At 69.4% G+C, this 24688-nt stretch carries 24 protein-coding genes and 2 riboswitches; of the genes, 16 read left to right on the top strand and 8 right to left on the bottom strand.

The window, feature by feature from the left end:
* The 7 genes from ABY44_RS03495 to ABY44_RS03465 form a co-directional block, all read left to right on the top strand.
* A partial coding sequence (locus ABY44_RS03495) for a GNAT family N-acetyltransferase (protein WP_431640846.1) occupies positions 1-548 on the top strand: 548 nt, incomplete at its 5' end.
* Positions 549-580: 32 nt separating this feature from the next.
* Positions 581-1945, top strand: a complete 1365-nt coding sequence (locus ABY44_RS03490; protein ID WP_027787440.1) for a lysine N(6)-hydroxylase/L-ornithine N(5)-oxygenase family protein — start codon at positions 581-583, stop codon at positions 1943-1945.
* Positions 1946-1967: 22 nt separating this feature from the next.
* Complete coding sequence (locus ABY44_RS03485) at positions 1968-4220, top strand: TonB-dependent siderophore receptor (RefSeq protein WP_060172183.1); 2253 nt, start codon at positions 1968-1970, stop codon at positions 4218-4220.
* Between the two features lie 86 nt (positions 4221-4306).
* A complete protein-coding gene (locus ABY44_RS03480; RefSeq protein WP_060172333.1) occupies positions 4307-5146 on the top strand; it encodes a formyltransferase family protein in 840 nt (279 codons plus the stop codon).
* A complete protein-coding gene (locus ABY44_RS03475; RefSeq protein ID WP_027787437.1) occupies positions 5146-6162 on the top strand; it encodes a GNAT family N-acetyltransferase in 1017 nt (338 codons plus the stop codon). Before ABY44_RS03480 ends, ABY44_RS03475 begins: the two co-directional genes overlap by 1 nt.
* Positions 6163-6412: 250 nt before the next feature.
* The gene (gene vapB, locus ABY44_RS03470; protein WP_049096496.1) at positions 6413-6673 is read left to right on the top strand and encodes a type II toxin-antitoxin system VapB family antitoxin; all 261 of its coding nucleotides are present in this window, start codon (positions 6413-6415) and stop codon (positions 6671-6673) included.
* Complete coding sequence (locus ABY44_RS03465) at positions 6670-7086, top strand: PIN domain-containing protein (protein WP_027787436.1); 417 nt, start codon at positions 6670-6672, stop codon at positions 7084-7086. The genes vapB and ABY44_RS03465 overlap by 4 nt, the downstream gene beginning before the upstream one ends.
* A 54-nt stretch (positions 7087-7140) precedes the next feature.
* Here ABY44_RS03465 and ABY44_RS03460 read toward each other — a convergent pair whose 3' ends face one another.
* Together ABY44_RS03460 and ABY44_RS03455 are read right to left on the bottom strand one after the other, a co-directional pair.
* Positions 7141-8046, bottom strand: coding sequence for a nucleotidyl transferase AbiEii/AbiGii toxin family protein (locus ABY44_RS03460; RefSeq protein WP_060172185.1), 906 nt, complete (start codon positions 8044-8046; stop codon positions 7141-7143).
* A complete protein-coding gene (locus ABY44_RS03455) occupies positions 8015-9088 on the bottom strand; it encodes a type IV toxin-antitoxin system AbiEi family antitoxin (protein ID WP_060172188.1) in 1074 nt (357 codons plus the stop codon). Before ABY44_RS03455 ends, ABY44_RS03460 begins: the two co-directional genes overlap by 32 nt.
* 341 nt (positions 9089-9429) lie before the next feature.
* On the opposite strand from ABY44_RS03455, the gene ABY44_RS03450 reads away from it, so the two are divergent.
* Entirely contained in the window at positions 9430-10593 is a 1164-nt protein-coding gene (locus ABY44_RS03450) for a M20 aminoacylase family protein (RefSeq protein ID WP_060172190.1), read from the top strand.
* A gap of 153 nt (positions 10594-10746) precedes the next feature.
* Complete coding sequence (gene bamE, locus ABY44_RS03445; protein WP_060084855.1) at positions 10747-11286, top strand: outer membrane protein assembly factor BamE domain-containing protein; 540 nt, start codon at positions 10747-10749, stop codon at positions 11284-11286.
* A 27-nt stretch (positions 11287-11313) separates the two neighbouring features.
* Here bamE and ABY44_RS03440 read toward each other — a convergent pair whose 3' ends face one another.
* From ABY44_RS03440 to cobA, 4 genes are read right to left on the bottom strand one after another with little or no spacing between them, the layout of a single operon-like run.
* Complete coding sequence (locus ABY44_RS03440; protein ID WP_060172192.1) at positions 11314-12618, bottom strand: cobyrinate a,c-diamide synthase; 1305 nt, start codon at positions 12616-12618, stop codon at positions 11314-11316.
* 2 nt (positions 12619-12620) lie between these two features.
* Positions 12621-13223 carry a cob(I)yrinic acid a,c-diamide adenosyltransferase gene (gene cobO, locus ABY44_RS03435; RefSeq protein WP_021160089.1) on the bottom strand — a complete coding sequence of 201 codons (603 nt, stop codon included), beginning with the start codon at positions 13221-13223 and terminating at the stop codon, positions 12621-12623.
* Positions 13224-13260: 37 nt separating this feature from the next.
* A complete protein-coding gene (locus tag ABY44_RS03430) occupies positions 13261-13635 on the bottom strand; it encodes a cobalamin biosynthesis protein (protein ID WP_060172335.1) in 375 nt (124 codons plus the stop codon).
* Entirely contained in the window at positions 13635-14384 is a 750-nt protein-coding gene (gene cobA / locus ABY44_RS03425; RefSeq protein ID WP_060172338.1) for a uroporphyrinogen-III C-methyltransferase, read from the bottom strand. The genes ABY44_RS03430 and cobA overlap by 1 nt, the downstream gene beginning before the upstream one ends.
* A 167-nt stretch (positions 14385-14551) precedes the next feature.
* A riboswitch (cobalamin riboswitch) is annotated at positions 14552-14789 on the bottom strand.
* A 112-nt stretch (positions 14790-14901) separates the two neighbouring features.
* A riboswitch (cobalamin riboswitch) is annotated at positions 14902-15166 on the top strand.
* Between the two features lie 330 nt (positions 15167-15496).
* On the opposite strand from cobA, the gene cobW reads away from it, so the two are divergent.
* The 7 genes from cobW to ABY44_RS03390 all read left to right on the top strand — a co-directional run bounded on the left by cobW (position 15497) and on the right by ABY44_RS03390 (position 23763).
* The gene (cobW, locus tag ABY44_RS03420) at positions 15497-16585 is read left to right on the top strand and encodes a cobalamin biosynthesis protein CobW (protein WP_060172194.1); all 1089 of its coding nucleotides are present in this window, start codon (positions 15497-15499) and stop codon (positions 16583-16585) included.
* 6 nt (positions 16586-16591) lie between these two features.
* The gene (cobN, locus tag ABY44_RS03415; protein ID WP_431640844.1) at positions 16592-20404 is read left to right on the top strand and encodes a cobaltochelatase subunit CobN; all 3813 of its coding nucleotides are present in this window, start codon (positions 16592-16594) and stop codon (positions 20402-20404) included.
* Positions 20401-21477 (top strand): ATP-binding protein, encoded by a 1077-nt coding sequence (locus ABY44_RS03410; protein ID WP_060172198.1) that lies wholly within the window; start codon positions 20401-20403, stop codon positions 21475-21477. Before cobN ends, ABY44_RS03410 begins: the two co-directional genes overlap by 4 nt.
* A gap of 68 nt (positions 21478-21545) precedes the next feature.
* Positions 21546-22154, top strand: a complete 609-nt coding sequence (locus ABY44_RS03405; protein WP_059653242.1) for a vWA domain-containing protein — start codon at positions 21546-21548, stop codon at positions 22152-22154.
* 60 nt (positions 22155-22214) lie between these two features.
* Complete coding sequence (locus ABY44_RS03400) at positions 22215-22667, top strand: YaiI/YqxD family protein (RefSeq protein ID WP_060172200.1); 453 nt, start codon at positions 22215-22217, stop codon at positions 22665-22667.
* A 183-nt stretch (positions 22668-22850) separates the two neighbouring features.
* Positions 22851-23423, top strand: a complete 573-nt coding sequence (locus tag ABY44_RS03395; RefSeq protein WP_196488002.1) for a DUF1993 domain-containing protein — start codon at positions 22851-22853, stop codon at positions 23421-23423.
* A 13-nt stretch (positions 23424-23436) separates the two neighbouring features.
* A complete protein-coding gene (locus ABY44_RS03390) occupies positions 23437-23763 on the top strand; it encodes a low molecular weight protein tyrosine phosphatase family protein (protein ID WP_027787422.1) in 327 nt (108 codons plus the stop codon).
* Positions 23764-23784: 21 nt separating this feature from the next.
* On the opposite strand, the gene ABY44_RS03385 is transcribed toward ABY44_RS03390, so the two are convergent.
* The gene (locus ABY44_RS03385; protein WP_059700223.1) at positions 23785-24207 is read right to left on the bottom strand and encodes an NUDIX hydrolase; all 423 of its coding nucleotides are present in this window, start codon (positions 24205-24207) and stop codon (positions 23785-23787) included.
* 149 nt (positions 24208-24356) lie between these two features.
* Positions 24357-24596: a hypothetical protein gene (locus ABY44_RS03380; protein ID WP_059700225.1), complete on the bottom strand. Its 240-nt coding sequence runs from the start codon at positions 24594-24596 to the stop codon at positions 24357-24359.
* Positions 24597-24688: the final 92 nt, after the last annotated feature.

The raw sequence follows: 24688 nt of genomic DNA, 5'->3' as shown, positions 1-24688 counted from the left end.
CGCGCGACCTGCCGGCGCTCGGCGTGCGCTTCACGCTGCGCGGCTGGCAGCCGGCGGAGGATGCCCAACGCGTCGCGCGCTGGTTCGACGAGCCGCGCGTGCGCGACGGCTGGCCGGGCGCGCAGCCTGGCGTGGACGGCGGGCAGGGTGCGGCACCGGATGCCGACCCGCACGTCACGCCGCTCGTCGGCTGCTTCGACGGCGAACCGTTCGCGTATTTCGAGGCGTTCTGGCTGAAGGAAGACGCGCTCGCGCCGCACGTCGCGGCGCGCGACTACGACCGCGGGCTGCGGATGCTGGTCGGCGAATCGCGCTGGCGCGGCCCGCATTGCGTGGCGGGCTGGCTGCCGTCCGTCGTTCATTACCTGTTTCTCGACGATCCGCGTACCGAAGCGGTCGGCTGTGCCGTTCCGGCCGGCCACGCGCGGGTTGCCGACCATCTCGCGCGGCATGGCTTCGCGCGGCAGCGCCGTCTCGCGCTGGCCGACGCGCAGCCGCTGTGGATGCGCACGCTGCGCGAGACGTTCTTCTCCGGCCGTCACGTCTGACGGGCCGGATTCACCGACAAGGGAGCTGAGACATGCAGAGAGAAACCGTATTCGACCTGATCGGCGTCGGCTTCGGGCCGTCGAATCTGGCGCTGGCCGTGCGCCTCGCGGAGCGCGGTGGCGCACGTACGCTCGCCCATTGCTTCGTCGAGCGCCAGCCTGAATTCGGCTGGCATCGCGGGATGCTGCTCGACGACTGCCGGATGCAGATCTCGTTTCTGAAGGATCTCGTCACGATGCGCGATCCGAAAAGCCGCTACACGTTCATCAACTACCTGTTCGAACGCGGCCGGCTGAACGAATTCGTCAACCTGAAGAACTTCTACCCGACCCGCGTCGAATTCCACGACTACCTGAGCTGGGTGGCCGACGCGTTCGACGATCGCGTCCATTACAGCGAGACCGTGCTGGGCATCGAGCCCGTGCGCGGCGACGGCGCGCGGATCGACGCGCTGCGCGTGCTGTCGCGCGACGCCGCCGGCCACGAGCGCCAGCGCGTCACGCGCGCGCTGTCGGTCGGCGTCGGCGGGACGCCGGCGATCCCGGACGCGTTCGCCGCGCTCGGCCGCGACCGCGTGATCCACTCGTCGTCCTACCTGACCGACATCGACCGGCTCGTCGCGTCGCCGGACGGCGAGCGCCGCCGCGTCGCGGTGATCGGCGCGGGGCAGAGCGCGGCCGAGGTGTTCATCGATCTCGCGCGCCGCTTCCCGCATGTCGACGCGAGCCTCGTGATGCGCGCGGGCGCGCTCAAGCCGGCCGACGACAGCCCGTTCGTCAACGAGATCTTCAGCCCCGAATTCACCGATGTCGTCTATGCGCAGCCGCATGACGCGCGCCGCGCGCTGCTCGAGCGCTATCGCGATACGAACTACGCGGTGGTCGACCGGCCGCTGATCGAACAGATCTACGAAATGCTGTACCTGCAGCGCATCGACGGCACGCCGCGTCATGCGCTGCTCGCGAACAGCGCGATCGAGGGCGCGGCGCGCACCGCCGACGGCCGCATCGAGCTGACGTTGCGCGACCGGATGAGCGGTGCGACGCGCGTCGAGCGCTTCGACGCGCTCGTGCTCGCGACCGGCTACCGCCGCGACACGCATTCGGCGCTGCTCGAAGGGCTCGCGCCGCACCTGGGCGATGCGCTCGAGCGTGGCGACGTCACGCGCGACTACCTGCTCGCGACGCCCGCGCACTTCGCGCCGCGCATCTACCTGCAAGGCTGCTGCGAAGACAGCCACGGTTTGTCCGACACGTTGCTGTCGGTGCTGGCACGCCGCGCGGACGAAATCTGCGCGTCGCTCGAAGACGGGATCGCGCCCGCCCATGACGAAGGCGCGGCCAAGGCAAGACAAGAAAACGGGGTGAGCGCGGGCCGGATGGCTTTCGCTCTTTGACAAAGGCGCGGTCGGAGACCGCATGAAAAAAGTGGAGCAGAGAAAGATGGAGTGGGCAACAGGCACGCGTTTGCGTGCGATCGCAGCCGCGGCAAGCGTGGCGTTCGGTGCGGCGGCGGGGCAGGCATATGCCCAGACGGCGCCGGCCGTGAACGCAGGCGCCGCGGCGTCGGCCAGCAGTGCGCAGGGCGGTGCGGCGGCCAGTGCGTCGACCGGTACGCTGCCGACGATCAACGTCAACGCGGCCTCGGAAGGGGACGGCACGGTCGGGCTCGTCGCGAAGCGCAGCCGGACCGGCACGAAGACCGATACACCGATCAACGAGATCCCGCAGACGATCAACGTCGTCACCGCGCAGCAGATCGAGATGACCGGCGCGACCGACGTGAACGCGGCACTGCGCTACGTGCCGGGTTTCTCGTCGTACGGCTCGGACAACCGTTCCGACTGGTACGCGGCACTGCGCGGCTTCACGCCGACCGCCTACGTGAACGGGCTGCAGGTGCCGAACACGATCAACCTCGCGAGCTGGCGCGTCGATCCGTACATGATCGACAGCATCACCGTGCTGCGCGGGCCGACCTCGGTGCTGTACGGCGCGGGCGATCCCGGCGCGATCATCGACGTGCAGACCAAGCTCGCCGACGGTGAGCGCGTGCGCGAGGCCGGCGTGCAGATCGGCAACTACGCGCGCAAGCAGTTCATGATCGACGTGGGCGACAAGCTCGACCCGGACGGCAAGTACGCGTACCGGTTCGTCGGCGTCGCGCGCGACGGCAATGCGCTGACCGGCCCGAACAACGACCAGCGCGTCGCGCTCGCGCCGTCGTTCCGCTGGCGCCCGAACGCGGATACGTCGCTGACGCTGTCCGCGACGTACCTGCAGGACTGGGGCGACATCTCGTCGAACTTCGTCCCGGCGGTGGGCACGGTGCTGCCGAACCCGAGCGGGCAAATCAACAAGGACGTCTACGAAGGCGACCCGAACTTCAACTACTACCGCAAGAAGCAGTGGTCGGTCGGCTACCAGTTCGAACGAAACCTGACGCCGGCGTGGACGTTCCGCCAGAACACGCGCCTGATGCACCTGTCGCTCGACAACGGCTCGGTGTTCGGCAACGGCTTCGTCGACGGCAGCACGACCGACGTGTCGCGCTGGGCCGGCGTGTTCCAGATGAACTACAGCCGCTTCGACATCGACAACAACCTGGAAGGCCGGTTTGCAACGGGCCCGCTCCAGCACACGCTGCTGCTCGGCTTCCAGTACAACCGCCAGACCGCGACCGACAGCGAATGGCTCGCTGCCGCGTCGCCGCTGAACATCTACAACCCGGTCTACACGCCGGTCACGCTGTCGGTGTTCTCGAATCCGGACACCACGTTCCGTACGAACACGTACACGACGATGAACACGTTCGGCCTGTACGCGCAGGATCAGATCAAGTGGAACCGCTGGACGCTGACGCTCGGCGGCCGCGAGGACTGGGTCAACATGCGGATGGACGACCGCGCGGGCGGCACGTCGACGAAGGCGGACGTGACGGCGTTCACCGGCCGCGTCGGCCTCACGTACCAGGGCGACTACGGGCTGTCGCCGTATGTCAGCTACGCGACGTCGTTCAACCCGCTGATCGGCGTGAACCTGCTCGGCGGCGGGCTGCCCCAGCCGACGCGCGGCAAGCAGATCGAGGCCGGCCTGCGCTGGCAGCCGCCAGGCAAGAACCTGATGCTGAACGCGGCGATCTACCAGATCAACCAGACCAACGTGCTCACGCCGGCGCTGCCGGATCAGGACCCTACCGGCACGAAGTCGGTGCAGACCGGTGAAGTGCGTTCGCGCGGGATCGAGCTGAGCGCGACCGGCAAGGTCACGCGGAACCTGTCGCTGATCGCGTCGTACGTGTACCAGGACGTGAAGAACGTGAAGGCGAACGACGTGTCGCTGAACAACTGGCCGGTCGATATTCCGCGTCCGCGCCAGATGGCGTCGCTGTGGGCCGACTGGACGTGGCACACGGGGCCGCTGTCGGGCCTGGGCCTGGGCGGCGGCGTTCGCTACCAGAGCGCGTCGGCCGGTGCGGCCGACAACTCGCTGACGGTGTCGAGCGTCACGCTGTTCGACGCGGGCGTGCATTACGACACGCGTAACTGGCGCTTTGCCGTGAACGGGACGAACCTGTTCAACCGCCACTACATCAGCGGTTGCCAGTCGATGAACGTCTGCGTGTTCGGCACCGACCGCACGGTGATCGCGACCGCGAAATACAACTGGTGACGATGCGCGCCGCGGCCCGCCGGCCGGCCTTCGTGGCCGGCGCGGGCCGGTCGCGGCGCCTTCGTCCGCTTTTCCACGACGCATCCATGCCGAAGAAAAATCTCGTCTACATCCAGTCGCTGCGCAACGGCGCGGCCGATCGCGCCGGCCAGCCGGTCGCTTATCAGGGCGGCACGCGCTACATGAAGGCGCCGCTCGAATTCCTCGTCGAGCGCCTGAACGACTCGCCGCTCGGCGAGCGCTACACGCTCAAGGGCGTGATCGTCGACGACGACGACGGTTCGCCGGCCGACCGCGCGAAGGTGGCCGACTACGGTTTCGCCCGCACGCCGGGCCGCCCGTGGATCCTACCGGAACGGTTGACGGTGCAGGGCCGGCCGGTCGACGAACTGTTCTGCACGATTGCGTCGACATACCGGCGGCTGCCGCGCGACGCACGCGAGCGTGCAGCCGGCAAACAGGCGTTCGAGCGCCGCCTGCTCGAGCGCCTGCTCGAACTCGAAGCCGATGTCGTCGTGCTCGACGGGCTGCTCGTGATCCTCGACGAGCTCGTGCGGCCCGGCGCGCGCTTTCACCGGCGCATCGCCAACATCCACCCGGGCATCACCGCCGACGGTTCGCCGTACCAGCGGCGCGGCGCATGGGCGACGCTCGACGCGCTGCACGGCGCGCGCGGCGAACGGGTCGACTGGGCGAGCGGCGCGACGTCGTCCGTCGAGCCCGTGATGATGACGGGCGCGTCGTTCCACTACGTCGACAACGGCATCGATTCCGGCGAGGTGATCTGCGACGTGCTCGACACGCCGATCGCACCGGACGACACGATTCTCGAACTGCGCTGGAACAACTTCCAGCGCAGCCTGTTTCCGGCGCTCGAGCGGGGGCTGCACGTTCTCGCCGATCGCCACGACGCGGGAGCACTGTGATGCAAGACACGCTGACGAAACCGGCCGGCGCCGCCGACGCCGTCGAAGGTGAAGTGGCCGCGGCGCTCGACGGCGCCGCGCACGGGCCGGCGATGACGGTCGCCGAGCGCTCGCTCGACGCGTGGCGGCCCGACGATTCGCCGGAGGCACTGCTCGCGGCGTTCGTCGCGCTCTTCAACACCGACACGCGATACGACGCGGCGACGATCACGGTGCCGCTCGGCGGCGCCGATGCGGCGGCCGTTGCGTCGTACGTCGCACGCGCGGTGCGCGAGGGCGTGATCGACGGCGCGCAGGCCGAGGGCGACACGCTGCGGTTCACCGTATCGCGCACGACCTTCTGGCAGAACCCGCGACCGTGGCTGAAGGCGCCCGCGTCGGGCGGGATGCCGCTGCGCCATGCAATCACGAACGGGCACCGGCACCCGGTGCGGCCGCCGTCGCCGGCCGGCGAGATCTATGCACGCCATATGCCGCAGGTCGGGATGACGTTCAGCCTGCGCACCGTCGACATCGACGCGCATGCGGACCTGTTCAGCGGCTGGATGAACCTCGATCGCGTCGCGCATTTCTGGGACCAGCGCGGCACGCGCGACGAGCACGCGGCGTATCTTGCCGAGCGGCTCGCCGATCCGCACATGCACCCGATGATCGGCTATTTCGACGACACGCCGTTCGGCTATTTCGAGTTCTACTGGGCGAAGGAGGATCGTCTCGCGCCGTTCTACGATGCGCACGACTACGATCGCGGGCTGCACCTGCTGATCGGCGACTCGCGGTTCCAGAGCGCCGGCAAGCTGCATGCATGGTGGAGCGGGGTGCTGCACTACATGTTCGTCGACGAACCGCGCACGCAGCGGCTCGTCGGCGAGCCGCGCGTCGATCACGTGCGGCACATCGCGTACATGCACCGGCTCGGGTTCTACACGCTGAAGGAGTTCGATTTCCCGCACAAGCGCGCGGCGCTCACCGTGATCGAGCGAGACACATTCTTCGACACTTTCCGGTTGCCGTGACGGCGCGGGTGCGCAGCGTCGGTGCGACGTTGCGCGCGGTGCGGTGCCGCACCGGCATCGGCCGTTCGGGATATGGACTGCGTGGCCTGCGTCGTGAAGAATGGATCGCTCTCCTCATCGACGACAGGCCGGCAACATGACAAAAACACCCGTGGCAGCGTGGGGCGCGACGTCCGATTTGCGTCCTCTCAATTTGACATATGCTGGCATATGTCTAGAATGGGCGCATCGTACTCCCATGGAGTGGCTCATGCGCACCGTTTCCATTTTCAAGAACGCCCGTAACCAGGCAATCCGCATCCCGAAGGACATGGAGTTCGAGGGGGTGACGGAACTCGAGATCCGCCGCGAGGGCGACACACTGATGCTGCGGCCGGTGCGGCCCACGTGGCTCTCGTTCGCGAGCGAACCGCTGGCCGACGCCGATTTCCTCGCCGAACGCCCGGCCGTGATCGAGTCCGGCCGCTTCGACCTTTCCGGCGGCGCCGCGCCGACGGAGTCCGGCCAGTGACCACGCTCTACATGCTCGATACGAACATCTGTTCGTTCATCATGCGCGAGCGGCCGCCGGTAGTGCTGTCGCGGCTGCAATCGTGCGTCAATGCGCAGCACCGGATCGTCGTGTCGGCCATCACTTATGCCGAAATGCGGTTCGGCGCAGTCGGCAGGAAGGCGTCGCCGAAGCATGCGGAACTCGTGACGGCCTTTGTCTCGCGGCTCGATGGCGTGCTGTCGTGGGATACGGCGGCCGTCGATGCGACGGCCGCGATTCGTGCCGATCTCGCCGCGCGCGGCACGCCGATCGGTGCGAACGATGCGTCGATCGCCGGGCATGCGATCGCCGCCGGTGCGGTGCTCGTCACGAACAACGGCCGGGAGTTCGGCCGGGTGGCCGGGTTGTCGCTCGAAGACTGGGCGGCCTGAGCGCGGCAGTGCGAAAGCGGGATGACGTCGCGGCTTCACATCCACAGCGTCGTGTCATGCGTGCGGTGCGGGTGAATCCGCGAGAAAGGCGTCGCGAAATGCGTCGAGATACCGGTTGGCGTCATCGCTGAATTCACCCGGCAACAGCGCGAACGCACGTGCCAGCAGATCCTGGCCGAGCGTGGCATAGGTCGCTTCGTCGGACAACAGCACGCGGATCGCGTCGCGCGTGTGCGGCGAGGCAATCCGTTTCGCGTCTCGCGCGAGCAGCGCGGCGGCGGCAAGGCCGGGCTGGAACGCATGCAGCTCCAGCAGGTCGGGGGCGGCGTCCCAGATGCGCTCGCGATTGCCTGCATCGTGAAAATTCCGCAGCAGGAACAGCAGGTCGTACGCATCGCTGTTCTGGCGTGCACGGCGGTCCTTCCAGGCGAGCAGCTTCAGAAGCGCGAGCGCCGGCAGGCTGGCCACCGGCACGACGGTGCGCGCGTCGATCGACACCGGCTGCGCGGTGTCCACCGCTTCCTGGAAACCGAGCACGTTCAGCACGAATTCGCCGCCCGGCGGCCACGCGATCGCGCCCGGCGGCGTTTCGAGTGGCCCGAACGGCACGAGATCGAGTTCGGTGCGAAAACCGTGCGTGCCGCTGTCGAACAGCAGTTTCTGCTGTTGTTTCGGTGCGCGCGTGAACTGCCCGGTCGCAACGAGCGTATCGACGAGCTGCGCGTGAAACGGCCAGCTCACCGCGCACACCGCAACGTCGACGTCCCGTGTCGCACGCACCGGCCGGATGCCGTGGACGTGCCACATCAGGATGTCGCGCGCGGTTGCGCCGGCGACGACGAAGGCCGCATCGACGCGCGTGCAGGCACGGCTCACCGCTTGCAAGAGCGCGACCGCCGCCGGGTCGAGCGGCCGGCGCGCGTCGACTTCAAGCGGGCGGATGGGCGAGGTATCGGTCATGGATCCGTTCGGCGGCGGCAAGGTTGCGGCTGTCCCCGGACGAGACGAGATCCGCATAGATCAGGAGCGGCGGTACGAGCGGCATGCGCGGCTCGTGCCAATCGAGCGCGGGCGAGTGCGGCCAGAATGCTTCGACGATTTCGACGTCGCCGTGGTCGTCCGGGCGCAGGCGGGCCTGGAGCAGCAGTCGGTTCGATGCCGCGCCGTGCGTATAGACGGTGATCTCGGCCGGCTTCAGATCGTGCGTCAGCAGGTCGGCCGCCGGTTCGCCGCCGAGCCGCGCATCGAACGACGCGAAATCGAAATCGCGCCACCAGTCGGGCGCGAGGCTGGCATAACGACGGCTCGGCAGTTTCGCGCGCAGGCGGCTCGGGTACAGCGCAACCCATTCGTGCACGAAGCGCGGCCAGTCGGGTATCAGGCGCTCGCCATTGCGGCGCTGGCCGACGAGGCCGCGCGCGATCAGGTCGTCCATCGCGAGGTTGACCGTGCCGAGCGCGACACCCGATGCGGCCGCAATCGCCCGATACGGCTGCGCGACGAGGCCCGGCTGTGTCGCGACCGCGAACATCACGGCCAGCCCCTTCGGCGTCGTCGCGCGCGATGCCTGCCGGCGCGGCGTGCGTGCGGGTTTCGGCCGGCCCGCGATCATCACGGTCGCTTCCGGCTGAATCAGGCATGCGTTGCCCGCGGTGTCGAGAAACGGGATGCCCTGGTCGGTCAGGCCGGCGGCCAGTTCGGCCGAAAGATAGGGGGCGATCAGCATCAGCGGCCGCTCGCCGGGTGTCGCGGCTGCGACGCCGCGGCGGCGCAGTGCCGCGAGTGCGCCCGGCAGCGATTCGACGCGCAGGCTCACGGCGGCCGGCATCTCGAATACGTGCCCGGCAACGTCGAAGCGGATCATCGCGTCGGCTTGCCCGGCATACGCGGCCGGCACGCGCACGGGCCGCGCGCCGAAGCGCCGGGTCGCGCGTTCGAACGCGGCGCAGGCTTCGTCGAGCACGTGCTGTTCCGACATCGGAAGGGGGGCGTTCTCGGGCATCGGAGGCGATTGCTTGTTCACTTGCTCATCAGCGTACACAAAAAATGTACAGCCGTCAAAAAGTGAACAATTGCCTGTAACACGTTGATGTGTCGGCATTATTCCGGATGCTTGAACGGTCATCGTCGAATCCTGGCGCTCGTCAAATCGCTGTCAAGCCCACAGTCTCACGCGCCCGAACCGTGTGCGGCAGTCACCCGGATGGCCGGTCAGCTCATATCGTGCGCGGTACCAGAAACGGCAACCGTTGGTTGCTACCGCGACGACTTTTCGTCTGCCCGGTTGCCGGCGAACCGACTATCCTTGCCTGCACATTCCCCGCAGAAACAGGAGACGACACCGTGACGCACAGCGTGATTCCCGCAGGCCTCGCCGATGAAATGATCGAGATCCGGCACCGCATCCATGCCCACCCCGAGCTCGGCTTCGAGGAATTCGCGACGAGCGATCTCGTCGCCGAGCAACTGCAGTCGTGGGGCTACACGGTGCATCGCGGGCTGGGCGGCACGGGCGTCGTCGCGCAGCTGAAGGTCGGCAACGGCACGCAGCGCCTCGGCCTGCGCGCCGACATGGATGCGTTGCCGATCCACGAGGCCACGGGCCTGCCGTACGAGAGCAAGATCGCCGGCAAGATGCACGCATGCGGTCACGACGGCCACACGGCGATGCTGCTCGCGGCCGCGAAGCATCTTGCGCGCGAGCGCCGCTTCTCGGGCACGCTGAACCTGATTTTCCAGCCGGCGGAAGAAGGGCTCGGCGGCGCAAAGAAGATGCTCGACGAAGGGCTGTTCGAGCTGTTCCCGTGCGACGCGATCTTCGCGATGCACAACATGCCGGGCTTCCCCACGGGCAAATTCGGCTTCCTGCCGGGGCCGTTCATGGCGTCGTCCGATACCGTCGTCATCGACGTGCAGGGTCGCGGCGGCCACGGCGCGGTGCCGCACAAGGCGGTCGATTCGGTGGTCGTGTGCGCGCAGATCGTCATTGCGCTGCAGACGATCGTGTCGCGCAACGTGTCGCCGCTCGACATGGCGATCGTCACGGTCGGCGTGATCCACGCGGGCGAGGCGCCGAACGTGATTCCCGATCGCGCGCAGATGCGCCTGTCGGTGCGCGCGCTGAAGCCGGAGGTGCGCGACCTGCTCGAGACGCGCATCAAGGAAGTCGTGCATGCGCAGGCCGCCGTGTTCGGCGCGACCGCGACGATCGACTACCAGCGCCGCTACCCGGTGCTCGTCAACGACACGGATATGACCGCGTTCGCGCGCGGCGTCGCGCGCGAGTGGGTGGGCGAAGCGAACCTGATCGACGGGATGGTGCCGCTCACCGGCAGCGAGGATTTCGCGTTCCTGCTCGAGAAGCGGCCGGGCTGCTACCTGATCATCGGCAACGGTGACGGAGAGGGCGGCTGCATGGTGCACAACCCCGGCTACGACTTCAACGACGCGGCACTGCCTACCGGCGCATCGTATTGGGTCAAGCTGGCCGAGGCGTTCCTGGTGTGATGCGGCGGCGCGGCGGCGTGCGAGCTGCCGCGCCTGCAAAACCGGTCGCGGCGGCCGTGACCGCATTTGACGCTCCTTGACATCGACGGAACAGGTCGCGTGCTACGCTGCGCGCGACGCCGGACCGGCGCGATGAATACAGGTGTGGATGAAATGCGAAAACAGCTTCTGACCGTACTGACCGCCTGTGCGGTCGCCATGCTGGCAGCCGGGTGCGACGACCAGAAAGTGGCCGACGCGGTGAATGCGATCAAGCCCGATCCGATGGCGTTCGGCAATCTGCAGCCGGGCGTATCGACGACCGAGGACGTGCTCCGCCAGGCGGGCAAGCCGGAAATGGTCAGGCAGGGCGACGACGGCTCGCAGCGGTTCGAATATCCGCGCGGCCCGTACGGCACGAGCACCTACATGCTCGATTTCGGGCCCGACGGCCGGCTCGTGTCGATCACGCAGGCGCTGACGGCGGCGAACATCGCGAAGGTCGTGCCCGGGATGTCGAAGGACGACGTGCGCCAACTGCTCGGCAAGCCGACCGAGATCGCGCAATACGCGCTGAGCCACGAAGAGGTGTGGAGCTGGCACTGGGCCGAGGGCGGCGTATCGGGCGACGCGATGTTCAACGCGCATTTCTCGCCCGACGGCACCGTGATCCGCACTTCGCGCTCGGAAGCGCCGGGCCGCGAAAAACCCTGACAGCGCGGCGCCTCGCCGTTTTTTCGGTCAGAACGCCGTGCCGCCGAACAGCGCCACGACCGCCTCCGGATTCGACGGCCAGTACAGGTGCATGTACGTCGCGACGATCGCGCCGTGGCGATAGACGGCTTCGCCGCTGCCCGGCTTGCCGTCGGGGCGCGCCGCGTTCGCGACCGGTTTCAGCGGCGTCGCGAGCGTCGAATAATGAAACGTATGGCCGCGCATCGGCCCGGTACGCGTATCGAGCTGCTGCATGCCGAGCGCCGCGAACCGGCGCTGCATCGTCGCCCGCCCCGGCAACAGCCCGAGCATCGACGTCGTGACACCGTCGACGTCGGTCAGCGATTCACACAGATACACCATCCCCCCGCATTCCGCGACGATCGGCCGGCGAGCTGCCGCATGCGCGCGAAGGGTCCGTGCGGTGGCGTCATTCGCCGCGAGCGTCGCCGCATGCAGTTCCGGATAGCCGCCCGGCAGGAACAGCGCGTCGCAATCGTCCGGCACGGGTTCGTCGGCGAGCGGCGAGAAGAACCGCAACCGCGCGCCGAGCGCCTCGAGCAGCGCGAGATTCGCCGGATAGATGAACGAAAACGCCGCATCGCGCGCAATCGCGATCCGCTTGCCGGCAAGCGCACGCGGCAGCGGCGCCGCGGCGTCCGGTTCGGCGAACGCGACGGCGGGCGGCAATTCGGCGAGCGCCGTCTGCGCGAGCACGTCGGCCGCGCGATCGAGCCGTGCGTCGAGATCGTCGATGTCGGCCGGCTGGTACAGGCCGAGATGCCGCTCCGGCAGCGCGATGCCCGCATCGGCCGGCACGTGCCCGAGCCAGCGCAGGTCCTCGGGCAGCGCCTGCTGCAGCAGTTCCGCGTGCCGGGCCGAGCCGACGCGGTTCGCGAGCACGCCGTGAAACGGCAGCCCCGGCCGGAACCGGGCGAGCCCGAACGCGATCGCCGCGAACGTCTGCGCCATCGCCTTCGCGGAAATCACCGCGACGACCGGCACGCCGAACGCAGCCGCGAGGTCGGCACTGCTCGGCGTGCCGTCGAACAGCCCCATCACGCCTTCGATCAGGATCAGGTCGGCATCGCGTGCGGCATCGGCAAGCAATGCGCGGCAGCCGGCCTCGCCGACCATCCCGAGATCGAGCGCATGCACGGGGGCGCCGCTCGCGCGTTCGAGCAGCATCGGATCGAGAAAATCGGGCCCGGTCTTGAACACGCGCACGCGGCGGCCGAGCCGGCGGTGCAGCCGCGCGAGGCCGGCCGTCACCGACGTCTTGCCCTGGCCCGACGCGGGCGCACTGACGAACAGCGCGGGGCAGGCGGGCATGCTCAGAACTCCACGCCGCGCTGCGCCTTCACGCCTTGCTCCTTGTACGGATGCTTGACGAGCCGCATCTCGGTGACGAGGTCGGCCGCGTCGATCAGCGCATCGGGCGCATGCCGCCCGGTCACGACGACGTGGACCGAATCGGGACGCGCGGCAAGCGTCGCGAGCACTTCGTCGAGCGGCAGGTATTCGTACTTCAGCACCGTGTTCAACTCGTCGAGGATCACCATCCGGTAGTCGCCGCTTTCGATCATCCGGCGCGCCTCGTCCCAGCCCTTGCGCGCGGTCGCGATGTCGGCGTCGCGGTTCTGCGTGTTCCACGTGTAGCCGTCGCCCATCGTCACGAAATCGCATTCGGCAACCGCGCCGAGGAAGTCGCGCTCGGACGTGTGCAGCGCGCCCTTGATGAACTGCACGACACCGAGCCGCATGCCGTGGCCGAGCACGCGCACGGCCATGCCGAACGCGGCCGTGCTCTTGCCCTTGCCGTTGCCGGTGTTGACGATCAGCAGGCCCTTTTCGTTGACGGCGGCGGCCTGTTTCTTCTCGTGGCCCGCGCGGCGGCGTTCGGTCATCCGTTGATGGGATTCGGCGTCGGTTTTCATCGGATTCGTCCTGTCGAAAGAAAGCGAAACAAAGGGTTCAGAGCGGGCCGGCGAGTGCGACCGTCACGCCGTCCCGGATGGATTTGGGGCCCAGCAGCCGGCCGTGCGGCGCCGCGAGCTGCGCGCACGGCTCGGCCACGCCCGCGACGCCGAAGCGGGCGAGCGCGGCATCCGACGGGCCGCTCACGGCCAGTTCGGGGCGGCTCGCGAGCTGTGCCGCGTCGAACGCGACGAGCGGCCAGCCGCGTCTCGCGCACAGCGTACGCAACGCGCGTGCGCGCGCCTTGTCGGCGAGCGTGGCGACGAGCGCCGGTTCGGCAGCCGGGTACCGCATCAGCGCGACGCGGATCGCGGCATCGAGTTGCGCGGCCGTCACGCCCGCGCGGAAACCGACACCGATCGCGACGCGCATCACGCGCGGCCGCCGAGTGCGGCGCGTACCGCGGGATCGTTGGCGAACGCCGCGACGCGGCCGATCACGACGATCGCCGGCGAACCGATGCCGGTCGCGCCGACACGCTCGACGAGCGTGTCGAGCGTCGCGAGCACGTGCCGCTGTTCGGGGCGCGTCGCGTTCTCGATCGCCGCGCACGGCGTGTCGCCGGGCAGGCCGCCTTCGCGCAGCGCGGCTGCAATCGTGTCGAGCCGGCGGATGCCCATGTAGACGACGATCGTCATGCGCGTGGCCGCGAGCGCGCGCCAGTCGGGTTCGTCGGCGCCCGCGCCGTGGCCCGTGACGAAGATCACGCCCTGCGCGTCGCCGCGCTGCGTGACCGGAATGCCGAGCGCGGCCGGCGCGGCGATGCCCGCCGTGACGCCGCTCACGACCTCGACTTGAAATCCCGCGGCGCCGAGCGCGGCCAGCTCCTCGCCGCCGCGGCCGAACACGAACGGGTCGCCGCCCTTGAGCCGTGCGACGCTGCGGCCCGCGCGCAGATGCGCGAGCATCGCCGCGACGATCGCCTCCTGCGGCGTCGATGCATGACCGCCGCGCTTGCCGACGTGCTCGATGTGCGCATCGGCGCGCGCATGGCGCAGCACGTCGGGGTTCACGAGATCGTCGACGAGCAGCACGTCGGCCGAGCCGATCGCGTGGACGGCCTTGAGCGTCAGCAGGTCGGCGTCGCCGGGGCCGGCGCCGATGAGCCAGGCGCGGCTCATCGGGCGCGGCACGGCGCGCACCGTGTCGAAACAGTGGAAACGGGAAGGCGGGCGGGGCGGCGGCCAGCAGACAGGTGAAGCATGACGGATCGGACGAAGCCCGCGCGGACGCGGGCGGAATGCGCACTCGATCCGTCCCCCGCGGATCGGGCGTTCGGCGAGCATCGGGCTCGCCCCTTGCGTCGGCCGGTATCCGGGCTGGCCGCTTGCCAGGCCGCAGCCTTCCCGCCCGGTGGACGGGCAGTGGCATCGTGGGCGGCATGGGCGCGTGCGCGGGGAAGCGCGTCGCGCGGGCGGCGTACCGTTGCGGGGACAGCACAGGCAGGGCGGCGATCCGCCTCCTGTTTCCCGTTTAACTGCATGCACGGAATGCGCATGCGAGCACCGAACGCGGCGCTACGATAGCACAGCGATTCCCCCGCGCGAACCGCCGTGCGCGGCGTCCGGCCGCGCACGGCGGCCCTCCGGAACCGGGCCCGGCAGCCCGTTTTGCCTTGACGCTCCCCGCACCGCCGCCTACACTCGCACGCGTTTTGGTGCTCGCGCGCGCCGCTCCGGTGCGCGCAGTTAAACGGGAAACAGGGAGCCTGCCTGCGCCGCAGTCGAGCCAACCTGTGCTGCCCCCGCAACGGTAAGCGAACGCGTCGCGCACAAGCGCCACGCAGCGCCGCTTCGCCGCATGCCGCGCGCATGCGGACGACCGCCACTGGATTGCTGTCCATCCGGGAAGGCGAAGCGGCGTGTTCGCCAGCCCGGATACCGGCCCAAACGTTGGGGTTCAGCGCCGCGGGGAGGCGGCGCATCGTCCACGGCCGCAGCAGGCCCGACGCCCGCGTGTTGCTCGTTTCCACCGCCGATCTGCCGCTGCGCGAACCCGCGCCGGCCGGCGCGGTGAACGGCAGGCGGCGCGAGCCGGGCCGGCGGCAGCCGTGTTGGCATTCACGATGTCGACCGTTCGCAAGGAAGCACCATGTCCGATTCGTCGTTCCGCCCGTCCCGCGACTGTCCGTCCGGATCGCGCGGCGGCATGCCCGCGATCCGCCAGATGAACTGCCACGCCGCCATCGACGCGACGATCCCGGGCTGATTCCTTTTTCGACACAGGACCTACCATGACCCTACGCAAGCTTCCCGTCACGATCGTCACGGGCTTTCTCGGCAGCGGCAAGACGACGCTGATGCGCCACATCCTGCAGCACGCCGAAGGCCGCCGCATCGCGGTGATCGTCAACGAATTCGGCGAACTCGGCATCGACGGCGAAATCCTCAAGGGCTGCGGCATCGGCTGCGAGGAGGCCGGGGGTGCGCAAGGCGAAGCATCGGGCCAGTTGTACGAACTCGCGAACGGCTGCCTGTGCTGCACCGTGCAGGAAGAGTTCTATCCGGTGATGGAAGCGCTCGTCGAGCGCCGCGCGGACATCGACCACGTGCTGATCGAGACGTCCGGGCTCGCGCTGCCGAAGCCGCTCGTGCAGGCGTTCAACTGGCCGACGATCCGCAACAGCTTCACGGTCGACGCGGTCGTGACCGTCGTCGACGGGCCGGCCGCCGCAGCCGGCCAGTTCGCGGAAAACCCGCAGGCCGTGGACGCGCAGCGCCGCGCCGATCCGAACCTCGACCACGAATCGCCGCTGCACGAGCTGTTCGCCGATCAACTGTCGTCCGCCGATCTCGTGATCGTGAACAAGGCCGATCTCGTCGGCGACGCGGAATTTGCGCAGATCGAAACCGCGATCCGCGACGAGATCCCGCCGCAGGTGAAGATCGTGCGCGCGACGCGCGGCGAGCTCGATCTCGCGATGCTGCTCGGCCTCGAATCGGCATCGGAAGAAACGATCCATCTGCGCCACGACCATCACGGCTCGGCCGACGACGGCGATCACGATCACCATCACGACGATTTCGACTCGGTGGTCGTGTCCGGCGATGCCGGCACGCGCGAGGCGACGATCGCCGCGCTGCAGCGCGTCGTCGAAGCGCATACGATCTACCGCGCGAAAGGTTTCGCCGCGCTGCCCGGCGCACCGATGCGGCTCGTGATCCAGGGTGTCGGCCGCCGCTTCGACAGCTACTTCGACCGTCGCTGGCAGGACGGCGAAACGCGCGCGAGCCGCTTCGTGCTGATCGGCGAGGATCTCGACGCGGCGGCGCTGCAACGCGCGTTCGACGCCGCGTGCGCGGCTGAGCCGCAACAGGCGTAACGCACGATGCATCTGCTGCGCACCACGCCGGGCGGCTTCGTCGACGATACGCAGGGTGTCGTCCGGATCGACCAGCAGCCGGCCGACATCGTGATCCTGAGCTCGGCCGACACGACGCTGTCGCTGCTTGCCAGCGTCGTGCCGCACCTGCCGGCCGGCTTCCCGAGCGTGCGGCTCGCGAACGTCACGTTCCTGCGGCAGCCGGCGTCGGTCGATTTCTACGTCGACGACGTGTTGCAGCACGCGAAGGCGGTCGTGATCGACCATCTCGGCGGCGAGGCGTACTGGCCGTACGGGATCGAGCAGGCCGTGTCGCTCGCGTCGAAGCGCGCGCAGCAGCTCGCGATGTTCTCGGGCGACCTGCAGGAAGACCCGAACCTCGTCGCGAAGAGCACCGTCGCGCCCGGCCTGTGCCGGCTGTGGTGGCGCTACCTGCGCGAAGGCGGCGTGCACAACGCCGAGGCGCTGCTGCGCAGCATCGCATTCCACACACTCGGGTTCGGCGACGAACCCGAACCGCCGCGCCCGTTGCCGGCCGCCGCGCTGTATCACCCGGCGCGCGACCGCGCGAGCGTCGACGACTGGCGGCCGCGCTGGACGCCGGGCGCACCCGTCGTCGCGATCCTGTTCTATCGCGCGCACTGGCAGGCCGCGAACACGGCCGTGTTCGATGCGCTGGCCGATGCGCTCGTTCAGGAGGGGCTGAATCCGCTGCCGATCGCGGTCACGTCGCTGAAGGATGCGGTGAGCCGCGAAGTCATCACGCAGCTCTGCGACACGCACGACGTCGCACTCGTGCTGAACACGACCGCGTTCGCGGCCGGCGCGATCGACAGCCCGGAACACGACGTGCTCGCCGGCGACGCGCCGGTATTGCAGGTGATCCTGTCCGGCGGCAATCGCGACGCATGGGTGGCCGACAACCAGGGCCTGCATGCGCGCGACATCGCGATGCACATCGCGCTGCCCGAGGTCGACGGGCGGATCGTCACGCGCGCGGTGAGCTTCAAGGGGCTCGCGTACCGCTGCCCGCACACCGAGGTCGACGTCGTGCGCTACCAGCCGGACGCCGAGCGGATCGCGTTCGTCGCGGCGCTCGCGCGCGGCTGGTGCCGGCTTCGCACGCTCGACAACGCGACCAAGCGCGTCGCGCTGATTCTCGCGAACTATCCGCAAAGCGAAGGGCGGATCGGCAACGGTGTCGGGCTCGATACGCCGGCGTCCGCGCTGCGCGTGCTCGCGGCGCTGCGCGACGCGGGCTATGCGGTGGCCGACCTGCCGCCCGACGGCGACGCGCTGATCGCGCGGCTCACCGAAGGCGTGACCAACGACGCGGCCGTGCATGCGCTGCGCCCCGCCTTCCAGAGCTTCCCGCTGGCCGACTACGTCGCGCACTTCGCACGGCTGCCGGCGGCCGTGCGCGACGCGCTGAACGCACGCTGGGGCCCGCCCGAAGCCGATCCGACGCTGCGGCAAGGGCGCTTCACGATCGCCGGCTGGCGCGCGGGCAACGTGTTCGTCGGCATCCAGCCGTCGCGCTCGCGCGGCGAGAACGACTACGCGAGCTACCACGACGCGGATCTCGTGCCGCCGCATGCGTATCTCGCGTTCTATTTCTGGCTGCGCGATGCGTATCGCATCGACGCGATCATCCACCTCGGCAAGCACGGCAACCTCGAATGGCTGCCGGGCAAGAGCGTCGCGCTGTCCGACGCGTGCTGGCCCGACCTGACCCTCGGGCCGCTGCCGCATCTTTATCCGTTCATCGTCAACGATCCGGGCGAGGGCAGCCAGGCGAAGCGCCGCGCGCAGGCCGTGATCGTCGATCACCTGATGCCGCCGCTCACGCGCGCGGAAAACTACGGCCCGCTGCAGGATCTCGAGCGGCAGGTCGACGAATACTACGAAGCGCTGATGGTTGATGCGCGGCGCGCGAAGCTGCTGCGCAAGACGATCCTCGCGACGATCGCCGAACACCGGCTGCACGACGAGCTGAGCGTGTCGCCGCCGCGCGACGCGGGCGACGAGGACGCGCTGCTGACGCGCGTCGACGCGTGGCTGTGCGAACTGAAGGAAGCGCAGATTCGCGACGGGCTGCACGTGTTCGGCGTGTCGCCGGCCGGGCGCCAGCGGCGCGACACGCTGCTGGCGCTCGCGCGCTTTCCGGTCGGCGACGGCAAGGGCGCACGCGCAGGACTGATCGGCGCGCTCGCGCGCGATCTCGCGCTCGGCGACGATTTCGATCCGCTCGCGGCCGACTGGGCCGCGCCGTGGGTCGGCCCGCGACCGGCGATCCTGCAGGCGCTCGATGCATCGCCGTGGCGCCACGCGGGCGATACGCGCGAGCGGCTCGAACGGCTCGCGCAGCAATGGCTGGACAGGCTGTGTGCGGCCGACGGCAGCCGTACGGGCGCGGAAGACGCGACGCCCCCCGGCGACTGGCCGCACACGCTCGCCGTGATCGAACGCGTCCGCGCGACGCTGCTGCCGGCGCTCGACGCGTGCGGCGGCGAGGAAATGCGTCAGCTGCTGCGCGGGCTCGACGGCCGCTTCGTGCCGCCGGGGCCGAGCGGCTCGCCGTCGCGCGGCCGCCCCGACGTGCTGCCAACCGGCCGCAATTTCTACTCGGTCGACACGCGCGCGGTGCCGACGCAGGCCGCGTGGACGCTCGGCCTGAAATCCGCGCAGCAGCTGATCGAGCGCCATCTGCAGGATCACGGCGACTATCCGCGCGCGATCGGGCTGTCGGTGTGGGGCACGGCGACGATGCGCACGGGCGGTGACGACATCGCGCAGGCGTTCGCGCTGCTTGGCGTGCGGCCGAAATGGGCGCACGGCAGCCACCGCGTGACCGACTTCGAGATCCTGCCGATCGAGATCTTCGACCGGCCGCGCATCGACGTGACGCTGCGCGTATCGGGTTTCTTCCGCGACGCGTTCCCGAACCTGATGCACCTGTTCGACGCAGCGGTGCAGGCGGTGGCCGCGCTCGACGAGCCGGAGGAACTGAACCCGATCCGCGCGCGCATCGAGCGCGAACGCGCGAAGTGGGTCGCACAGGGCGTGGCGCCGGACGAAGCGCGGCGCCGCGCCGGCTGGCGCGTGTTCGGCGCGCGGCCGGGCAGCTACGGCGCGGGCCTGCAGGACCTGATCGACCAGCGCCGCTGGCAGACCGACGCCGATCTCGCGGAGGCCTACCGCCAGTGGGGCGGCCATGCGTATGCGCAGAACAGCGCGGGCGACGCCGCGGCCGACGTGTTCGGCGAGCGGCTTGCGACGATCGACGTGGTCGTGCAGAACCAGGACAGCCGCGAGCACGACATCCTCGATTCGAACGACTACTACCAGTTCCAGGGCGGGATGACCGCGGCGGTGCGATACCTGTCCGGGCAGCAGCCGAGCATCTACCACGGCGACCACGCGAATCCGGTCGCGCCGAAGATGCGCACGCTGCGCGAGGAAATCGCGCGCGTGATCCGTTCGCGCGTCGTCAACCCGAAATGGCTCGACGGCGTGAAGCGCCATGGTTACAAGGGTGCGGCCGAGCTGGCGGCGACCGTCGACTACCTGTACGGCTATGACGCGACCGCGCGCGTGCTGTCCGACCACCAGTACGCGCTCGTCGCCGACGCGTACCTGTTCGACGACGCCACCCGCGCGTTCCTCGAGCGGCACAATCCGAAGGCGCTGCACGGCATCTGCGAACGCTTCGTCGAGGCGATGCAGCGCGGCCTGTGGCAGCAGCCGGGCGACTATCGCGAGCGGATCGAAACGGTCTGGCTCGACAGCGAACAACTCCAGGAAGGGGGACGGCGATGACCGATCCGACGACGCACCGCGCGCGCGCGGTTTTTCCGTTTGCGGCGCTCGTCGCACAGGACGCCCTGCAGCAGGCGCTGCTGCTCGCCGCGATCGACCCGTCGCTCGGCGGCGTGCTCGTGAGCGGCCCGCGCGGTACCGCGAAATCGACCGCCGCGCGCGGCCTTGCCGAGTTGTTGCCGGAAGGGCAGTTCGTCACGCTGCCGCTGTCGGCGAGCGACGAGCAGGTGACGGGGACGCTCGACCTCGCGCATGCACTCGCCGACAACGGCGTGCGCTTCCGGCCGGGCCTGCTCGCGCGGGCGCATCTCGGCGTGCTGTATGTCGACGAGGTGAACCTGCTCGCCGACGGGCTCGTCGACACGCTGCTCGACGTCGCCGCGAGCGGCGTGAACATCGTCGAACGCGATGGCGTGTCGCATGCGCACGACGCGCGCTTCGTGCTCGTCGGCACGATGAATCCCGAGGAGGGCGAGCTGCGTCCGCAACTGCTCGACCGCTTCGGCCTGATGGTCGAACTGGAGAACTGCTTCGACGCCGCGCAGCGCGAGCGGATCGTGAAGGCGCGGCTTGCCTTCGATCTCGATCCGGAGGCGTTCCGCGCGCGCCACGCATCCGCGCAGCGCGCACTCGGCGAACGGATTCACGCGGCGCGCGCACGGCTGGCGACACTCGATTTCGGCGATGCGGTGCATGCGCACGTCAGCGCGCTGTGCATCGACGCGGCCGTCGACGGGCTGCGTGCCGACCTCGTGATGTTGCGCGCGGCGCGCGCGCTCGCCGCACTTGAGCAGGCCGATACGGTAACGGTGTCGCATGTGGCGCGTGTGGCCGAAGCCGTGCTGCGGCACCGGCGCCATGCCGGTGCGCCGCCGTCGTCCGGCGCGTCGCAGCCGGATCATGCACGCGACGACCGTTCGCCGCCGGATGCGCGCCAGCAGCCGGGCGATCAACCGGCCGCAAGCGGGAACGGCGCCGCGGTCGCGCAGGGCGACTGGGGCTACCTGCGGCCCGAGCCGGCGGGGCTGCGCGACGTGAAAAGCGTGGTGCCGCTGCCGCTAAAAAAACACTGAGCCATCGAGCCGGCGCCGCCGCGAACGCCGTTCGCGGTCCTCGATGGCAGCCAGGCGCAGCCGCGCGCGTGCCGGGCACGGCGCGCACCGGCACGGCCGTCGCATGGCCGGCGACGTTCGCCGCGAAGCGCGGCGATCCGTTGCATCGCGGCCATCTGCGCTTCCGCAAGCGGGCTGGCGCACCGGATGCACTGCATTGCTTCGTGCTCGACTGTTCGGCGTCGATGCTGTCGCACGGGCGGCTCGCACTGGCGAAGGGGCTGATCGTCGCGTATTTCGACGAGGCCGCGCGCGATCGGGTCGAAACCGCGCTGATCTGTTTCGGCGGTGACGGCGCCGCGCGGCGCTTCGGCCCGGCCGTGCCGCGCTGGTGGAATGCGCGCTGGCTCGAACCGGTCGACGGTGGCGGCGGTACGCCGCTCGCGGACGGCATCGCGGCCGCCGCGCAGTTGCTCGCGCGTGCGGCGCGGCGCGATCCGGACAAGCAGCGCTGGCTGTGGGTGCTGTCCGACGGACGCACGCGCGAGATGCCGGCCAAACCCGCGGCGGCCGATCACGTCGTGTTCGTCGACTTCGACGATGCGGCCGTGCGGATCGGGCAGGGCGAGCGGCTGGCCGCCGCGTGGGGCGCGCAGTGGGTGACGGCCGACGCGCTGTGCACCGGCCGCGCCGGCTGATCGCCGGCCGCGGTGCGCTATGATCGCCGCTTCTGCTTCTGCCCACTGGGAAAAACCGCCATGCAAGTACTGGTCGATGCCGACGCGTGTCCCGCCGTCATCAAGGACATGCTGTTTCGCGCCGCGCGTCGTGCCGAAATCCGCGTGACGCTGGTCGCGAACCAGTTCCTGCGCACGCCACCGTCGCCGTTCATCAAGGCGGTGCAGGTGCCGGCCGGCTTCGACGTCGCCGATGCGCGGATCGTCGAGCTGGCGGAAGCCGGCGACCTCGTGATCACCGCCGACATCCCGCTGGCCGCCGCCGTCCTCGACAAGGGCGCGCATGCGCTCGACCCGCGCGGCAACTGGTTCAGCCGCGAGAACATCGAGGAACGCCTATCGACGCGCGCGATGATGGACCAGTTGCGCAGCGCCGGGATCGATACGGGCGGGCCGGCGCCGTTCAGCGCGCGCGACGGCAAGACGTTTGCATCGCAGCTCGACCGGTTCCTGGCCCGGCACGGCAAGCCTTGAGGCCGGGGGGCAACGGCCGCGCGTCGTGATCGTCCTGAAGCGGGGGAACACCCGCACGCCATGCGTCGCCATGCCGCACCGTTGAATCCGCATCGAATCGCGTTCGTCACCCGGGCCGGGATGCACGTTTGCACCGACGCTGCTATCGTGGCGCAAACGACAACCCAACCCAGGAGCGCACGCGTGACACCGACCCAACTTCTCGTTCCGACCTTCACCCACATGCTGCGCGCACAGACCGCGTGGCTCGACAAGGCCGCTGCGCACCGGCAGGCCGCGGGCGACGCGCCCGACGCGGCGATGACGTTGAAGCTGGCGCCCGACATGTATCCGCTCGCGGCGCAGGTGCGCTTCTCGTGCTTCCAGGCCATGGAGCCCATTCACCGGCTGCGTGGCGAACCGTTGCCGGCTGCACTGCTGGCCTTGCGCGAGGCGGGATGGAATGCGGATGCGCAGCCCGGCTCGCTCACCGATGCGCAGGCGATCATCGCCGGCACGCTCGCATTTCTCGGCGAACTCGCGCCGGACGCGCTCGACGGCGGCGGCGCGCTGCCGATCGCGCTCGAGTTGCCGAACGGAGTCGCATTCGACATGACGGGCGAACAGTACGCGCGCGACTGGGCACTGCCGCAGTTCAATTTCCACGCGATCACCGCTTACGCGATCCTGCGCCACCATGGTGTCGAACTCGGCAAGGCCGACTACGTGTCGCACATGCTCGCGTACGTCCGGCCGGGCACGATTCCGCAAGGTTGAACCTCGCAGCGACATGACACGGGCACTCTTCATCTGCAGCCGCAACCGGCTGCGCAGCCCGACGGCCGAAGCGGTATTCGCCGCGTGGCCGGGTGTCGAAACCGATTCGGCGGGCCTCGCGCCCGATGCGGACACGCACGTGTGCGCCGAGCAGCTCGACTGGGCCGACGTCGTGTTCGTGATGGAGCGCGCGCACAAGACCAGGCTGGCCGCGCAATTCGGCACGCATCTGCGGCACAAGAAGGTCGTCTGCCTCGACATTCCCGATCGCTACACGTACATGCAGCCCGAACTCGTCATGCTGCTCGAACGCAAGGCCGGCCCGTTCCTGCGCACGTGACGGGCGCGGGCGGGATCGACGTCAGCGCAGCCGGCCGTTCGCAATCGCCGAAAAACAGTCGAGCCGCAGCAGCTCGATGATCTTGCGCGTCGGCACGCTCGCCCGGAGCGTGTCGAGCCGGTCGACGGTGAACCACTTGCAGCGGGCGATCTCGTTGCTCGCGCGCGGCGTCAGGTGCGCCGGCACGTCGGCCACGAACACGTGATGGAGCTTCGTCAGCCCGCCGAACTGCACCGCGTAGTCGAGTGCGAGCCCCTCCAGCCGTGTTTCCTCGGCAAGCTCCCGCAGTGCGGCGTCGAGCGGCGTCTCGCCGCGCCGGATCGTGCCGCCCGGCAGCGACCAGCGCGACGCGGTGCGGGCGACCAGCAGCACGCTGCCGTGCTGGCGGCACACGATCGTGGCGCGTTCCTTGATGACGGCGAGGGTGTCCAGCCCGGTACTCATGTTCGGCAAAACAGGTGCTGAATCGTGGAGAAAGTGCGCGTCGGCGGCGCGTTGCCCGGCCGCGGCCGCGACGGCTTGCAGGCAGCCGCAGCGATCCTACCGGTCGTTCATGACAGTTCCGTGCACGGCGTCGCGCAACGGACGCCGGGTCATGCGTGCGTATAGATCCCGCTGCGCGTCGGCTTCACGTGGCGCGGATGGCGGCGCTTGTGAACGGCACGCCGATGGTGAGGCGGCGGGCTCGCGTGCCGTGCGGTCGGCGCGGTGGCGTGCGGCGCTCCCCCCGGCATCTGCGTCTGTCCCTCGCCGAAGTGGTACGTCTGGGTCTGCGCATGTCCGATACCCAGCGTCGACGCCAGCACGAAGGCCGCCAGCAGCATCCGTTTCATGAATAGTCCGCCTGAATTTTTCGAGATAGAGGTTTCCCGCCAGCTTAGCGAAAGGCGGGGCGCCATCGCAACCGGCCCGTATTCGGTGTCGT

The sequence above is a fragment of the Burkholderia sp. ZZQ-2 genome, assembly GCF_050768715.1.
GTDB lineage: Bacteria > Pseudomonadota > Gammaproteobacteria > Burkholderiales > Burkholderiaceae > Burkholderia > Burkholderia cepacia.
This window is presented reverse-complemented; position numbering and strand designations above follow the sequence as displayed.